This window comes from Thalassospiraceae bacterium LMO-JJ14 (assembly GCA_021555105.2).
Taxonomy (GTDB): domain Bacteria; phylum Pseudomonadota; class Alphaproteobacteria; order Rhodospirillales; family Casp-alpha2; genus UBA4479.
Genome location: CP134604.1, coordinates 1,268,523 through 1,283,513, shown reverse-complemented (window position 1 = coordinate 1,283,513; position 14,991 = coordinate 1,268,523). Strand labels below are relative to the sequence as shown.

Below are 14,991 nucleotides of genomic sequence, written 5' to 3'. Positions count from 1 at the left end.
CACGAAGTTTCAGAACGTGTTTTTAAAGCCGAGACCGCAAAGGAGCAAGCCGCCAATCGCAATCCATGCTTATATTTTTACATTTTTCTCACGTTGATTTTGGGCATGATAGTGTTGGATGACAAGAGGTTAGATGGGAAAACCCCATTCATAGCGTGGAAATATGGCATACAAAGTCCGTGCATTTCGGGACGTGAGCGCCTAAATCCACGGCAAGTGAAGGCGTGGCTTCCCGCAAGCCCGCTGAAGATGCAACCAGACGTAAACGGAAAGCGAATCCATGAGCGAGCAAACACAAGCAAACGGCGACACAATACCGGCATCGAATCGCAAAATGAGAAACGTGATACTGGCGATTGTTCTGGCGACTGCCGCATTGGCCATGTACGCAAGCATTTTCCTGCGCCTGACGGACAATCCACTGCAATAAAGCGCCGGGAACTGCCGCATCATGGATTTCGATCAACTGGTCCATACGAATGCCCTGTTCAACGGCATTTCCGTGGTTTTTCTCTCACTCGGGTACTACTTCATCAAGTCCGGCGAGCGGGGTAAGCACCGCGCCATGATGATTTCGGCGCTGGCTTCATCGGCTGTATTTCTGGTTTCATACGTTATTTACAAACTCAACGCCGGCTTTGCTCAATTCGGCGGCGAAGGTGCTGTACGCTATGTCTATTTCACGATTTTATTCGTGCATGTGCTAGGCGCCATAGCCATCGTACCGCTGGTCCCGATCACGGCGATCCGCGCCCTGCGCGAACGTTTCGATCAACATAAAAAGATTGCCCGCATTACCTGGCCACTTTGGATGTACGTCGGTATTTCCGGTGTCGTCGTCTATGTCATGGCGGTCCACATGTATCCGTATCAAGGAGGCTGAGCCGTGTTTCAGCCCACTCAGGAACAGCGTTGGGACCCTGTCGAAGGCTTCAGGCCCGCGCTCTCGTCCGCCGCTGCTTCACGCGAGCTCAGGCGCTGGACGGTGCTCGCGCTGGGCGCCCTTGCCATCGCCGGGATTTATGCGCTGCTGTTGGCGATTTCACGCATTCCCGGTGCTGACACACTGTTTCCATGGCCGGTGGCTTTTTATGAAAAAAGCCTGATCATCCATGTCGTCTTCTCTTTCGTCGTCTGGTATCTCGCGATCGGCATTATTCTGATGCTGATCGGCGCATACCGGTTATCGGACAGCGCGCCGAAACTTCGCAGCCTCGGTGCATCGGCATTGGCGGCGATGACCATCGCTTTCGTCATGCTGGCGGTGCCTGCGTTGATGGACCGCGGACAGCCGTCCCTGAACAACTACGTGCCGGCAATTATCGATCCCGTTTATTATATCGGTCTTTTGATGGTCGCCTTTGCGATCACGCTCGCGGCGGTACGCATCATTGCAAATGCGCTCATGCGCAGCGGTCCGCTTGAACCGATCGGCGCCGCCGGGCTCAGTTGTGCCGTCATTGCGCTGCTCGCCGTTGCCGCATTCGCCGTTTCATGGAACCGCCTTGGTATCATGCCGGCCATCGCCGCCGAGAATGAGGACCTGTTCTGGGCCGGTGGTCACATTCTGCAGTTCTTCAACACCAGCCTGATGATTGCCGGCTGGGTTTTGCTGGGCGGTCGTGCCCTTGGCCGTCCCCCCGTGACGCCAAGGCTCGTGATGGGAGCGTTCGGGTTCAATGCCGTGCTCGCCCTTGGCGGATTCGCACTGATGTTCATCGAAGCGCCGTTTTCCGCCGAGGAACGCGTGCTGTTCACGCATTATCAGTATGCACTGGCCCCGGTGCCGATCTTCGTCGGCCTGATCGCCGGGGTTAACCTGCTCCGCGCACCGAAACCCGAAGGCGACGCCCGGCGGACCGCTCGCCTTGCGCTGGCGCTGTCACTGGTCGTTTTCTTTGCCGGCGGCGTCCTCGGCATCTTTGTCGACGGCACCGATACTCGCACGCCCGCTCATTATCATGGCGTCATCGGCGGCGTAAACGTGGCCGCCATGGGCCTGATCATCCTGTTTGTCCTGCCTTTGCTGGAGCGGGGACTTTTGCGATGGAAGACCATCCGGGCATCGTTCTGGCTGTATGGCCTTGGTCAGCTTCTGCATAGTCTGGGCCTTTTTATCGCCGGCGGGTACGGCGCACCGCGCAAGGTTTCCGACACGGCCCCCGGCATGGATGTCATCGGCAACTGGATCGGCCATGTCGGCATAGGTATCGGCGGCGTCATCGCGGTTATCGGCGGCATCATGTTTATCTGGATCGCCGCGAAGCGGGTTCTGGCACGCGCACCATAGGATATTTCGGAAAGTCTGGATGTTGGCGGGACAATCTTCTATAACCCGTCACTTGCGGACAGAGCCAGCAGGCGGACAAGTAATGAGCGATAGCGGTCGCAGCAACGTGACACTGCAAAATCTGGAGACAACGGCAACGGAACCGCACGAACCGCGGTTCCGGATCAACGATTTTGCCGTCCTTCTGAAACCGAAGATTATGTCCTTGGTCGTGTTTACGGCGCTTGTCGGCATCCTCATGGCGCCGGGTGGCGCGGATGCCAAGACCGGCCTGATTTCCGTTCTCTGCATTGCCATCGGCGCGGGCGCGGCAGGCGCCATCAATATGTGGTACGACCGCGATATCGACCGCATCATGCGCCGCACGATGGATCGACCGATCCCGGCCGGGCGGATGGATCCGAAACTGGCGTTGGTTTATGGCGTATTTCTGGCCATCGGCTCCATCGTCATGATGACTGTCCATGTCAGTTCGGTCGCCGGCGGCCTGCTGGCGATGACGATCTTTTATTATGTCTTTATCTATACCGCCTGGTTGAAACGCCGCACACCGCAGAACATCGTCATCGGCGGCGCTGCCGGCGCATTTCCGCCGCTGGTCGGCTGGGCCTCGGTCACCGGCACGATCGATCCGGGCGCGATTGCTCTGTTCATGATTATTTTCCTCTGGACGCCGCCGCATTCCTGGGCGCTGGCATTGTTCCGGACCGGCGATTACGCCGCCGCCGGCGTGCCGATGATGCCCGTTGTCGCCGGCGAGCGCGAAACCAAGCGCCAGATGCTGATTTATACCGTCCTGATGATCGCCGCCACCTTGGCGCCAAGCTTCCTGGGCGTTTCCGGCTGGCTGTATCTAATCACCGCCGCCGTGCTGGGCGTGATGTTCTGGCAGCGCACTTGGCGTCTTTGGAAAGTCGAAGGCACGGAACCGGCCAAGCCTTTGTTCCTGTTCTCGATCCTCTATCTGTTCATGATTTTCCTGGCGATGATCGCGGACCGGCTGCTGTTTATCCCGGTCGTCTAGGCCGCCGCTCAGACAATGCCAGACGCGTCCCTCTCCGGCCCATACGAACAACTGGAAGCCCGCTTTCGCCGCATTGCCCTGCTCGGTGAAGCCGAAGCCATGCTGCACTGGGATTATGCCGCTGTCATGCCGACGGGCGGTGCCGATGCGCGCTCGGAACAACTGGCCGAGTTAAAGGCCATCTCGCATGGGCTCCTCGTCAGTGCAGAGACCGCCGGATTGATCGATGCGGCAAAGAATGATGCCGCCATGCTCGATGCATGGCAGGCCGCGAACCTGCACGAGATCGAACGCCGTCACCAGCGTGCTTCAGCGCTCGATGAAAGCTTTGTCACGCAACTTTCAAGGACGTCGAGCACCTGTGAGCAGGCCTGGCGGCGTGCCCGTGCAGAGAACGATTTCAGCATTGTCGCGGAACCTCTGGGTATGCTGGTCGATCTCGTCCGCGAGGAAGCACAACGAATCGGCGAGGTCTTCGGCCTCGACCCCTATGACGCTTTGCTGGATTCCTACGAACCCGGCGGACGGGCCGCCGACATTGACCCCGTGCTCGACGATCTCGCGGCGTTCCTGCCGGGTTTCCTGGATGACGTTCTGACGCATCAGGCCGCAACCGCACCGGCGATCATGCCGGCAGGGCCGTTCCCCGAGGAAACCCAGCGCCAGCTCGGCATGAAGTTCATGGACGTGCTGGGCTTCGATTTCGACCGCGGCCGCCTTGATGTCAGCCATCACCCGTTCTGTGGCGGCATTCCAGATGACGTTCGCATCACGACCCGCTATGACGAGAGCGATTTTACCTCTGCGCTGATGGGCGTGTTGCACGAAACCGGCCATGCCCTTTACGAGCAGGGCCTGCCGAAAAAATGGCGGTTGCAGCCCGTGGGCTCCGCGCTTGGCATGTCGATCCATGAAAGCCAGTCGCTGTTGATGGAAATGCAGGTCTGCCGCTCGCCCGAGTTCCTGGAATTCGCGTTGCCGCTGATCCGCGAGACCTTCAACGGCAGCGGTCCGGCATGGGATGCGGCAAACATTCTCAAGCTCTATCACAAGGTCGAGCGCAGTTACATTCGCGTCGACGCCGACGAAGTAACCTACCCGCTGCACGTGATCGTCCGCTATCGGCTGGAAAAAGACATCATCGCCGGCAAGCTCGCCGTACGCGACATACCTGACGCCTGGAACACCGCCTTCAAGGGCTTGGTCGGTATCGAGGTTGAGAACGACGCCCAGGGCTGCCTGCAGGACATTCACTGGTATGATGGCGCGCTCGGCTATTTCCCGACATATACACTGGGCGCAATGACAGCGGCCCAGGTATATCAGGCCGCATGTGCCGCGCATCCCGGCATTCCCGGTGATATTGCCAAGGGTGATTTCTCGGTGCTGTTAAGTTGGCTGCGTGAAAACATCCATGCCAACGGCCGTTTGCTGTCAGGTCCTGAACTGTTGCGCCGGGCCACTGGCCGACCGTTGCAGGCTGCCCCGTTCAAGGCACACATGAAGGCGCGCTACCTGCCCGCCTGAGCTTACTTGATCCAGCCTTTGGACATATAATACGCCTTCGCCGCATCATGCAGCGGTGCGCTCAGCCCGTCACTGACCATTACTTCCGGCGTCGCATTGGCATAGGCGGGATGTCTGGATTTAAAGCCCTCGAAATCCTCGAACACGGCTTTAATAAGCGCATCGACAATCGACGGATCAGCATTTGCCGTCGTCACCAGCGTCGCCATGACACCGAAGGTGTCGACTTTTTTCTGACCGTCCCAATACGTCTTTGCGGAGATTTTTACTTTCGAATAATAAGGCCGGGCTGCCGTCGCCAACTTGCGAATGATCGTGTTGTGCGGCTCGATCAGCATCCCGTTGCATTCACCGACGGCACGCTGCATGGCGGCGTTCGGAATCCCGACGGCATAGACGAAAGCTTCGAATTTACCGGCGCAGAAGGCATCGACCTGCTCGGACGACGGCAGTTCGCTGACGGCACTGAAGGTATCGAGCTTCCAGCGCTGCGCATCGAGCATTTCTTCCATCGTTTCGCGATGCCCGGCGCCGGGATTGCCGATGTTGATGCTGTGCCCCTTCAGGGCATACCAGTTTTTGATCTTGGCATCGCGGTTGACGACCACCTGCATCGGCTCTGCATAAACCGAAAAGACGGCCCGCAGGTTGTCGATCTTGTTACCTTCCCATTTGCTGGAACCGTGCTGGGCGTGGAATTGCCAGTCTGACTGCGCCATCGCCAAACTGATTTCACCGGCCTTGAGCGCATTCAGGTTGGCGACCGAGCCGCCGCTCGGCGGCGCATCGCAGTCGAACCCTTTGGTCTTTAAAAGATCGCAGAGCACCTGTCCGGTTGCGTAATAGATCCCCGTCTTACCCCCTGTCCCGATCACCACCTTGTCGGCGGCTTGCACGCCGGACGTCTCCGAAAGAACAAGAAGACAAACCGAACCGAGCAGGAATTTCAGGGGCTTGATGTTCACTGGACGGTCCTCCCTCAAAGAAACCGGTTAAATCATGCCCGAGTGCGATTTTGACATCAACAATCAACAAGCATGCCGTCGTCCTTGTTTCACCGCGCTTCGATGGATAGGTTTAGCAAAATTGCCGGGGGCGCCTACGTTAGCGCCCCGAGAGGGAGGTTTTCAGTGCGTTATATTTCGACCCGTGGGCGTGCGCCGGAGCTTGCTTTCGACGATGTTCTGTTGAGCGGCCTTGCCCGTGACGGCGGATTATATGTTCCTGCGGAGTGGCCGCGGTTCAGCGCCGACGATCTCAGGGCGATGAAATCGCTCAGCTACAATGAACTTGCTTTGCGGGTGATCAAGCCGTTCGTCGGCGGTTGTATCGATGACGATGCGCTGATGGCCATCATCACCAAGGCTTATTCGGTATTCGACGGCGGCGAGGTTGCGCCGCTGGTCAGCATCGGCGATGACATTCACCTGATGGAACTGTTCCATGGTCCGACGCTGGCGTTCAAGGATGTCGCCATGCAGATGCTGGGCGGTCTGTTCGATCATGTGCTGCGGGCACGCGGTGAACGGGTCACCATAGTCGGCGCGACATCGGGCGATACTGGATCCGCCGCCATCGAGGCCTGCAAGGGCAAGGATTCCCTGGATATCTTCATGCTGTTTCCCGAAGGCCGGGTTTCCGAAGTCCAGCGCCGCCAGATGACGACCGTACTGGCCGACAATGTTCACAACGTGTCCGTGCACGGCACTTTCGACGATTGCCAGGACCTGGTGAAGGCGATGTTCAACGACACGCCCTTCCGCGACCGTCATCATCTGTCCGCCGTGAACTCCATCAACTGGGCGCGCGTCATGGCGCAGATCGTCTATTACGTTCATGCGGCGCTGCATCTGGGTGCGCCGGATCGTGAAGTCTCCTTCACCGTTCCCACAGGCAACTTCGGAAACGTATTCGCCGGATACGCTGCCATGAAAATGGGTGTGCCGGTAAAGAAATTCATCGTCGCCGCCAACGCCAACGATATTCTGGCGCGCTTTTTCGAAAGCGGCGAAATGCGCACCGATGCCGTGGTGCCGACGCTCAGCCCCAGCATGGACATTCAGATTTCATCCAACTTCGAGCGTCTGCTGTTCGACATGATGGGCCGGGACGGGGCCAAGGTCGAAAGCACCCTGACGACCTTCAGGTCTGAAGGCAGCTTCCGCGTCGATCAGGGCATGCTGAACGCGGTGCGCGAAAAATTCTCGGCGGCCCGTTTCGACGACAAACAGACAACGGAAACGATCCGCGCCCTGTATCAGGAAAACGGCATGCTGATCGATCCGCATACGGCGGTTGGCCTTGCCGCGGCACGCGCCAGGCAAGACAAGGACGGCACGCCGATGGTGGTTCTGTCGACGGCGCATCCGGCCAAGTTCCCCGACGCCGTCGAGGCGGCCACCGGAGTCCGTCCGCCGTTGCCGGAACGCATGGCCGATCTGTATGAACGCGAAGAACGCGCCGAGCTGATCGACAACAGCCTTGAGGTCATCGAGCAACTGGTGAACGACACCCTCGGCACACCGGCGGAGGTCTCATGAGCGTTCGCGTCACGACACTCGACAACGGCATGCGCGTCGCCACCGACAGCATGCAGAACGTCGAGACGGTTACGCTCGGCACATGGGTCGGGATCGGCGCCCGCGATGAAGCGGCCGAGGTCAACGGCATTTCTCATCTGCTTGAGCATATGGTCTTCAAGGGCACGGAACGGCGGACCGCACGGCAGATCGCGGAAGAGATCGAAGCCGTCGGCGGCCATCTGAATGCCTATACGTCCCGTGAAAACACGGCCTATTACGCGAAAGTCCTGAAAGACGACATCGATCTCGCCGTCGATCTGGTTTCCGACATCGTCATGCACGCCACCATGGACGCGCAGGAACTGGAGCGCGAAAAATCCGTCATCTGTCAGGAAATCCACCAGTCCCACGACACCCCCGACGACATTGTCTTCGATCTGTTTCAGGAGGCCGCCTACCCTGAACAGGCCATCGGCCGCCCGGTGCTCGGCACCGAGGAAATCATCCGCTCGCTCGATCGCAGCGACGTGGACGGATACCGCAGCCAGAGCTATACCGCACCGCAGAGCCTGTTCTGCGCCGCCGGCAAGGTCGATCACGATCATTTGGTCGAGCTGATTTCGGAAACCTTCGCGCCGCTGCCCCAGCTAAAGGCAAATGGTCGCGAAACAGCGCGCTACAAGGGTGGCGACATTCGCCTCGACCGCGATCTGGAACAGGTGCACATCGTCCTCGGTCTCGATGGTGTCGGCTACAAGGATGACGATTTCTATGCCGCGTCGGTATTATCCACCGTGTTCGGCGGCGGCATGTCGTCGCGCCTGTTTCAGGAAGTGCGCGAGGAACGCGGCCTTGCGTATTCCATCTATTCATTCCTGTCGTGCTACGAAGACAGTGGCATTTTTGGCATATACGCCGGCACCGGCGCGGAACATCTGGGCGACCTGATCCCGCTGCTCGTCGATGAAGCGCACAAGGTCGCCAAGACGCTGACAGCCGAGGAAACCCAGCGCGCCCGCGCCCAGCTCAAGGCCAGCATCCTCATGGCCCGTGAGAGCACATCGTCCAGAACCGAACAGATGGCCCGCCATCTCATGCTGTTTGACCGTCCGATCCCGCCGGAAGAAATCGTCGCCAAGATCGACGCCGTCGATGATGACGCCGTGCGCGCTGTTGCCGAACGGCTGTTCCGGGGTGTGCCCAGTGTCTCCGCCATCGGCCCGGTGAAGGGTCTTGAATCCGCTGACAGCCTCAGCGCCCGATTCAACTGACGTAATGGCGCTGCATCCCGGCAATTTCCTGATTTCACAAGGCTCGTTCGTTCGTCACCCGAAAGCGCCTGAGCTTGGGCTTGGCCGGGTTCAAACCGTCGTCGGCGACAGGATCACGGTGAATTTCGAAAATGCGGGCAAGCTGATCGTCGACGGCTCGGTCATTGAACTGGCGGTCGTCGATCCGAACGACAGGGCTTGAAACCCTAACGCGCGCTCACCCTTTCCAGCAGCGCCTTGGCATTGAGGTACGACGGCCGCTCGGCGATCTGTCCATTCACCTCGACCCGGTCGCGGCCTTCACGCTCGGCGGCCTCGAAGGTTTCCATCAACAGGCGCGCATGCGCAATTTCCATTTCGCTCGGTTCGAGAATTTCACGAATCACGGCAATCTGATCGGCGCGTGCCGCCGATTTCGCATGATAGCCGAGCGCCTTGGCGGATTCCGTCTCTTCGACAAGACCTTCATGGTCGGCCCAGGTATAGGGGCAATCGACCGGTGCGACTCCGGCGGCCCGGCATTCCAGCAAAAACCTTTCGCGCGCATAGCGGATTGCGGTCCCGCTTCTATCACGTGGCGCGCCAAGGCTTGTCGTCATATCTTCGGACGCAACCAGACAGCCGATCAACGGCGGTGCTTCCTTGAGAATTGCATACGTATTCACCAGGCCTTCTGCCGTTTCGATATTCGGCAGCAACTGGGGCTTGGTGCGCGCCGCGCCGCCGTGCATTGCAATCGCATCGTTGAGGGCGTGCAGTTCCGCAGCCGTGCTTGTTTTCGGCAGGGCGATGATGCGTGCCCCCGCATCAAGGGCGGCCGCAAGGTCGGAAGCATGATCGGATGACCCCGTCGGGTTTATCCTGACGCAAGGGATAACGCCGGCATCGGCAATGCTCGACAAGGTCCCGGCGAGGCGCTTTCGCCCCTGTTCGCGTAAATGCTGAGGCGTGAAGTCCTCCATATCGACAATCACGCAATCGGGTCTGGCATCGGCGGCGGCTTTGATCTGATCAACGTCGATCGATGTCACGAACAGCCATGTCGTCAGGTTGTGATCAAATTGCGGTTTCGATGCGGTCATGTTCGGGCGGCCGATCAGTCGTCGTCCTGCTGATCATCCATGTAGGCTTCGACGATCTGGTAAATCGCTTCCGCATCCTCTTCATTGCCGGAAAAAACGATATTCGCCGTTTCCCCATAGATGTTCATGACATACCCACGCGCACCGCACACTTTCTCGAGCGCCAGTACGAAGGGCATCAGAACCTCGTCATTGAGTTTTTCGGCGGTATCGCATGCATCCATGCGCTGGATAAGCTCGCGCATGAAGGCATCCGGATCGGCTTTCCCCGCTGTTTTTGGCTTTCCGCTCCCATGACCCCGTCCACCGGGACGCCGTGACTTAGGCATGCCCGGCCCGATCGGACAGCATCAGCGGATCGATGCCGAGTTTACCCATGGCGCGTTCCCATTTGGAGCCGATGTCGGAATCGAAAAGCAGTTGCGGATCGGCATCAACGCTGAGCCAGCCGTTGGCCTTGATTTCTTCATCCAGCTGCCCGCTCTCCCAGCCGGCATAGCCAAGCGCCAGCAGGCGCTGCCTTGGCCCCGAGCCATCGGCGATGGCGCGCAGCACATCCACCGTTGCGGTCAACGCGACTTCGTCATCCACAACCATGGTCGCGTCATGCATGTAATCGGGGGAATGCAGAACAAAACCACGACCGGTTTCGACGGGGCCGCCGAATAGAACCTCGATCCCCTCACCCGCCGGCGGCATGGAGATATCCAGCTGGCTCAGCAGGTCCGGAAAGCTGATGGAGTCCATCGGTTTGTTGACGACAAGACCCATCGCCCCTTCGGGGCCGTGCGCGCACATATAAATCAGGGTTTGCTGAAAGCGATCATCCTGCATCCCGGGCATGGCTACAAGAAACCTGCCTGTCAGGTAGCTGTCTTCGCTGGAACCCTCTTTTAAAAAACCTCTCACGCACATCTCCGTCCGTTCGCGGGCATTCGTCAGATTTGAAACAGTTTGTGCAGCGATTGCGGCGTCATTATGACACATTGGATGCGGCTGGCAAAAACACGCTGCAGTTTATGCATCTCAAGCCCATTCAACAATGTGTGAGATCGACCTTCGCCCTTGTGTTGACGCCAAGAGTATGGCGAATCATATAGACATCCGGAGAAATGTGACTGGACGATGATGAACCGCATTCTGCTCATTCTTGTGTTTGCCCTGACAGTGGCCGTAACGGCCCCGGCCGGGTTGGCTTTGGCCGGCATCGCCAGTTCGGACTGGGCAGAGGAAGAGCAGTCCGCCGTCCGGCTGATCGCGGCGCGCGACGGTCTCGGTACGGACGGCAAGGTACTGGCCGGGTTGCAGTTTCGCATGAAACCCGGCTGGAAGGTTTACTGGCGCTCTCCCGGCGATGCCGGTTTTCCGCCGCAGCCCGATTTCAAGACCACTTCGAATGCAGAGATCGGCGCAATACGGTGGCCGGTCCCGGAAAGGTTTTCCGTGCTTGGCCTGGAAACGCTCGGCTATGAGAACGCCGTCGTCCTGCCTTTCAATATCGAGGCCCCGAACCCGGCTGAGCCCGCTGAAATCAAGACCGCAGTCCGGTATCTCACCTGCAAGGAAATCTGCATCCCCTATGATGCGCAGTTGACAATGACGTTGCCCGCCGGTGACGGTGCACCCACCGCGATGGCGCATATCATCGGCCAATACGATTCCCGTGTACCCCGTTCGGGTGACGCTGCGCGCCTAAACATAGAGGCGGCATGGACAGAAGCATCCGATAAAGGCCTTTACGTCGTTGCGCGTGCATCCTCGCAAATCCCCTTCAAGGGGCCGGACCTGTTTCTCGAAGGCCCCGTCGGCTTTGGATACGGCGCACCTGCAGTGCACATCGATAACGGCAACCGGCAAGCCGTGTTACGCGTTCCGGTGTCGGGCTATGCCGGCACGCCGAAGGAAGCCGCCGCAAACCTGAGCGGAAGCACATTTACGCTGACACTCCTTGATGGCGGCCGGTCCATGGAAGCGGATGTTTCCCTCGCCGCACCCAAGCCTTACGCCCCCGATCTTCTGGCGTCGGCGCCGATGGCGCCTGATGCCTATACCCTGCCCGTGATCTTGCTATTTGCGCTTCTCGGCGGCCTGATCCTTAACCTGATGCCCTGCGTCTTGCCGGTGCTGTCACTGAAGTTCCTGAGCGTCGTCAAACATGGCGGGTCTGCGCCCGGCACGGTACGGCTCAGTTTTCTGGCCTCCGCCAGCGGCATCGTGTTTGCCTTTCTTGTCCTGGCATCGGGATTGATTGCGCTGAAATCGGTGGGGGCCACCATCGGCTGGGGGATTCAGTTCCAGCAACCCTGGTTCCTGATCATCATGGCGTTTCTGGTCACGCTTTTCGCCTGTAACATGTGGGGATTTTTCGAATTCCGTCTTCCCGGCGCCATAGCCAATGTCGGGCAAGGCACCGGTGCGCGCAGCGGCATTTTCGGACATTTTCTTCAGGGTATTTTCGCGACCTTGCTGGCGACGCCATGCTCGGCACCGTTTTTGGGCACCGCCATCGGTTTTGCCCTGGCCCGGGGACCGAGCGACATTATCGCCGTATTCGCCGTGCTCGGGCTCGGCCTTTCCGCCCCTTATTTATTAATTGCAGCATTGCCGCGGCTTGTAACGTTCATGCCGAAACCCGGCCCCTGGATGGTGCGGCTGAAATTCGTCCTGGGCCTGGCGCTCGCCGCCACAGCCTTGTGGTTGCTTAGCGTCCTTGCAGGCGCCGCCGGTCTTTTCGCCGCAATTCTGACGGGGGCGCTGCTGATCCTGTCTGGGCTCTGGCTTGGACCGGTCATGCACACCGTGCCTGAAATCAGGAAAGCGACACCTTTCGCCCTCGTTCTTGCGACTTTTGCCGCGATCACGACGGCGCAAATCGGCGATATTAACGGTCCGCTCGATACAACCACGCCCGGTGTCAGCAAAATCAAATGGCAAAAATTCAACCCCGCTGCCATCGATCGCCTGACCGGGAAAGGGATGATTGTCTTCGTCGATGTCACCGCCGACTGGTGCATAACATGTCAGGTCAACAAACGGTTCGTTCTTGAACAAGGCCGGATTCTGGAATTGCTCAACAGCCCGGACGTGATTGCCATGCAGGCGGACTGGACCCGACCCGACCCCGACATCGCCGCTTATCTGGCATCGTTCGGGCGATACGGTATCCCCTTCAATGCCGTCTACGGTGCTGCCGCGCCGAACGGAATTGCGCTACCGGAACTGCTGGGCGAGGAAAACGTTATGGCAGGCTTCAGAAGCGCCGCGCCGGAGCGGCTGGCAGACAGCCTGAAATAGCCGTTAACGTTTATGTTAACGCGAAAAATCCTTTGCATTACCGGCCAATAACCCTATCTGTGGGGCACGCCGCACGTGCCGGCAGAACCATATTTTTAAACAACGACCTGCGGGAGAGACACTATGACCATCAAGGTGGGAGACAAAATTCCGAGCGTCACGCTCAACGTCATGACCGGAGACGGCCCCGATGCCGTTCAGACCGATGATTTCTTCGCCGGCAAGAAAGTCGCTGTTTTCGGCGTCCCCGGCGCCTTTACGCCGACCTGCTCCGCCAAGCACCTGCCGGGCTTCGTTGCCAACGCTGACGCCCTGAAAGCCAAGGGAATCGATGCGATTGCCTGCGTATCGGTAAACGATCCGTTCGTTATGGGCGCCTGGGGCAAGGACCAGAATGTCGGCGACGCCGTGACCATGCTGGCTGACGGCTCCGCCAATTTCGCCAAGGCCACCGGCCTCGAGCTTGACCTGACGGCGCGCGGCCTCGGTGTCCGCTGTCAGCGTTTCTCCATGGTCGTGAACGATGGCACGGTAGAATCACTGCACATTGATGAAGGTGTGTTCGAGAAAACCAGCGCCGAAACGATGCTGAGCGAACTTTAAGTTCCGGATTTGTGGGCGCTGCCGCCAGGTGGCGCCCTCAATTTCCCAGGCCCTCTTTATACCCTGGCCTAACGCTTTTCCGCCTTGCCCTTCGGCAAATCCTTTTCCGCCGCATCGAATGCCGCCTGGGACTGCTTGGCTTCGCGAAGCAGCCAGTCGCGAAACGCGATCAGCGCCGGTCTTTCGGCCTGATCGTTCCGGCACACGAAATAAACCGACACGTCCGACGGGCAATGGATATCGAACAGCCTGACCAATCGCCCGGTCTCCAGGTCTTCCCATACGTGCGCGCTACGCGCCAGCGCCACGCCCTGCCCTTCGAACGCGGCCTGAATAGCCATGTTGGTGTCGGGGAAACGGGTCCCTTCCCGTAACGCCGACTGATAGACCTCCGGCGGGACGCCGGCGTAATCGAACCAGTATTCCCAACCGGGGGACAGAACACCCGAGTGCCTGAGCAAAAGCGGCAACATGCACAGATCCGCCGGCGTTTCCGGCATGCCGTATTCTTCAAGCAGCCGTGGCCTTGCCACAGGGATCACATAATCGCGCATTAACTCCCACGAAGCGAAACCCGGATACTGTCCGTCGCCCAACGTGATCACAGCATCAAGGGTACTGCTCATTGCCGGGCGAATATCCTGGCGCGTCGACAGCCAGACATCGACCTCGGGGTGCTCGGCCCTGAAATACTGCAACCGCGGCACCAGCCACTTCACGGCCAGCGAGGGCAGCATCTCGACCCGCAACGCGGTATGACCTTCTTCCGCCTTCAACTCATCCAGCGCCTTGCCAAGCTCGTCGATGAAGTCGTTGACGATTCCTGCCAACTGCTCCCCTGCCGGTGTCAGCAGCAGTTGACGGGGCCTGCGTTCGAAGAGCTGGATATCCCACAATTCCTCGATATGACGTATCTGATGGCTGACGGCGCTCTGCGTCACGTTCAACTCTTCAGCGGCCTTGGTGAAGCTTAAATGCCGGGCGGCACAAGCCAGGGAACGAAGCGCGGCAATCGGCGGAAGATGCGCCATTTCAAGTCCAATCAGCAATCATGCATGAATTATACATGAATAAATACTCATGCATAGAATGAAAAACTATCCTTTGTGCCCCAACAAGGTCAAGCGTACATATGGTTTCAGAAAGTTACAGCCCGATTTGGTTGGGCAAGGCATGAGGATAAGCACATGTTCAATAACAGCAAGAAATTCGCCAACTGGTTCCCCGGTCAATCCGCCACCCGTGACCGTTGGGGCGACCCGGTCGGCTCCGAAGTCAAAGGCCGCGAGTACAATGCCGCTGGCGGTAACGCAACGAACGCTGCACAGCGGATGCGCTGGAGCCTCGGACACGCCTGATTTGCGACCCTGTAATCTCC

The 14,991-nt window shown here is 58.9% G+C and carries 16 protein-coding genes; 11 read left to right on the top strand and 5 right to left on the bottom strand.

Annotated elements, in window-relative coordinates; translation table 11 throughout:
* The first annotated feature begins 280 nt into the window (after window positions 1-280).
* From L2D14_06270 to L2D14_06250, 5 genes are all read left to right on the top strand, one after another.
* Entirely contained in the window at window positions 281-430 is a 150-nt protein-coding gene (locus tag L2D14_06270; GenBank protein WNK01027.1) for a hypothetical protein, read from the top strand.
* A 21-nt stretch (window positions 431-451) separates the two neighbouring features.
* Window positions 452-883 carry a DUF420 domain-containing protein gene (locus tag L2D14_06265; GenBank protein ID WNK01026.1) on the top strand — a complete coding sequence of 144 codons (432 nt, stop codon included), beginning with the start codon at window positions 452-454 and terminating at the stop codon, window positions 881-883.
* A gap of 3 nt (window positions 884-886) precedes the next feature.
* A complete protein-coding gene (locus tag L2D14_06260) occupies window positions 887-2,290 on the top strand; it encodes a cbb3-type cytochrome c oxidase subunit I (GenBank protein ID WNK01025.1) in 1,404 nt (467 codons plus the stop codon).
* An 82-nt stretch (window positions 2,291-2,372) separates the two neighbouring features.
* Window positions 2,373-3,314 (top strand): heme o synthase, encoded by a 942-nt coding sequence (locus L2D14_06255; protein ID WNK01024.1) that lies wholly within the window; start codon window positions 2,373-2,375, stop codon window positions 3,312-3,314.
* Window positions 3,315-3,329: 15 nt separating this feature from the next.
* On the top strand, window positions 3,330-4,841 hold the full coding sequence (locus L2D14_06250) for a carboxypeptidase M32 (GenBank protein ID WNK01023.1): 1,512 nt from the start codon (window positions 3,330-3,332) through the stop codon (window positions 4,839-4,841).
* Between the two features lie 2 nt (window positions 4,842-4,843).
* On the opposite strand, the gene L2D14_06245 is transcribed toward L2D14_06250, so the two are convergent.
* The gene (locus tag L2D14_06245; protein ID WNK01022.1) at window positions 4,844-5,806 is read right to left on the bottom strand and encodes a TAXI family TRAP transporter solute-binding subunit; all 963 of its coding nucleotides are present in this window, start codon (window positions 5,804-5,806) and stop codon (window positions 4,844-4,846) included.
* A gap of 165 nt (window positions 5,807-5,971) precedes the next feature.
* Between L2D14_06245 and thrC the strand changes: the two genes are divergently transcribed.
* Genes thrC through L2D14_06230 form a run of 3 tightly spaced genes read left to right on the top strand, consistent with a single transcriptional unit; the run spans window position 5,972 to window position 8,836 of the window.
* The gene (thrC, locus tag L2D14_06240; protein ID WNK01021.1) at window positions 5,972-7,381 is read left to right on the top strand and encodes a threonine synthase; all 1,410 of its coding nucleotides are present in this window, start codon (window positions 5,972-5,974) and stop codon (window positions 7,379-7,381) included.
* Window positions 7,378-8,634, top strand: coding sequence for a pitrilysin family protein (locus L2D14_06235; protein ID WNK01020.1), 1,257 nt, complete (start codon window positions 7,378-7,380; stop codon window positions 8,632-8,634). The genes thrC and L2D14_06235 overlap by 4 nt, the downstream gene beginning before the upstream one ends.
* A 4-nt stretch (window positions 8,635-8,638) precedes the next feature.
* Window positions 8,639-8,836 (top strand): DUF3553 domain-containing protein, encoded by a 198-nt coding sequence (locus tag L2D14_06230; protein ID WNK01019.1) that lies wholly within the window; start codon window positions 8,639-8,641, stop codon window positions 8,834-8,836.
* Window positions 8,837-8,840: 4 nt separating this feature from the next.
* On the opposite strand, the gene L2D14_06225 is transcribed toward L2D14_06230, so the two are convergent.
* From L2D14_06225 to L2D14_06215, 3 genes are all read right to left on the bottom strand, one after another.
* The gene (locus L2D14_06225; protein ID WNK01018.1) at window positions 8,841-9,716 is read right to left on the bottom strand and encodes a CoA ester lyase; all 876 of its coding nucleotides are present in this window, start codon (window positions 9,714-9,716) and stop codon (window positions 8,841-8,843) included.
* Window positions 9,717-9,730: 14 nt separating this feature from the next.
* Complete coding sequence (locus tag L2D14_06220) at window positions 9,731-9,961, bottom strand: hypothetical protein (protein ID WNK01017.1); 231 nt, start codon at window positions 9,959-9,961, stop codon at window positions 9,731-9,733.
* Window positions 9,962-10,037: 76 nt separating this feature from the next.
* Window positions 10,038-10,625: a YqgE/AlgH family protein gene (locus L2D14_06215; protein WNK01016.1), complete on the bottom strand. Its 588-nt coding sequence runs from the start codon at window positions 10,623-10,625 to the stop codon at window positions 10,038-10,040.
* 216 nt (window positions 10,626-10,841) lie between these two features.
* Here L2D14_06215 and L2D14_06210 point away from each other — a divergent pair, with 216 nt between their 5' ends.
* Together L2D14_06210 and L2D14_06205 are read left to right on the top strand one after the other, a co-directional pair.
* Window positions 10,842-13,010 (top strand): protein-disulfide reductase DsbD family protein, encoded by a 2,169-nt coding sequence (locus tag L2D14_06210; GenBank protein WNK01015.1) that lies wholly within the window; start codon window positions 10,842-10,844, stop codon window positions 13,008-13,010.
* 123 nt (window positions 13,011-13,133) lie between these two features.
* A complete protein-coding gene (locus tag L2D14_06205; protein ID WNK01014.1) occupies window positions 13,134-13,613 on the top strand; it encodes a peroxiredoxin in 480 nt (159 codons plus the stop codon).
* A gap of 68 nt (window positions 13,614-13,681) precedes the next feature.
* Here the strand turns inward: L2D14_06205 and gcvA are convergent, their stop codons facing one another.
* Entirely contained in the window at window positions 13,682-14,644 is a 963-nt protein-coding gene (gcvA, locus tag L2D14_06200) for a transcriptional regulator GcvA (protein ID WNK01013.1), read from the bottom strand.
* 156 nt (window positions 14,645-14,800) lie between these two features.
* On the opposite strand from gcvA, the gene L2D14_06195 reads away from it, so the two are divergent.
* The gene (locus tag L2D14_06195; GenBank protein ID WNK01012.1) at window positions 14,801-14,971 is read left to right on the top strand and encodes a hypothetical protein; all 171 of its coding nucleotides are present in this window, start codon (window positions 14,801-14,803) and stop codon (window positions 14,969-14,971) included.
* Window positions 14,972-14,991 lie beyond the last annotated feature (20 nt).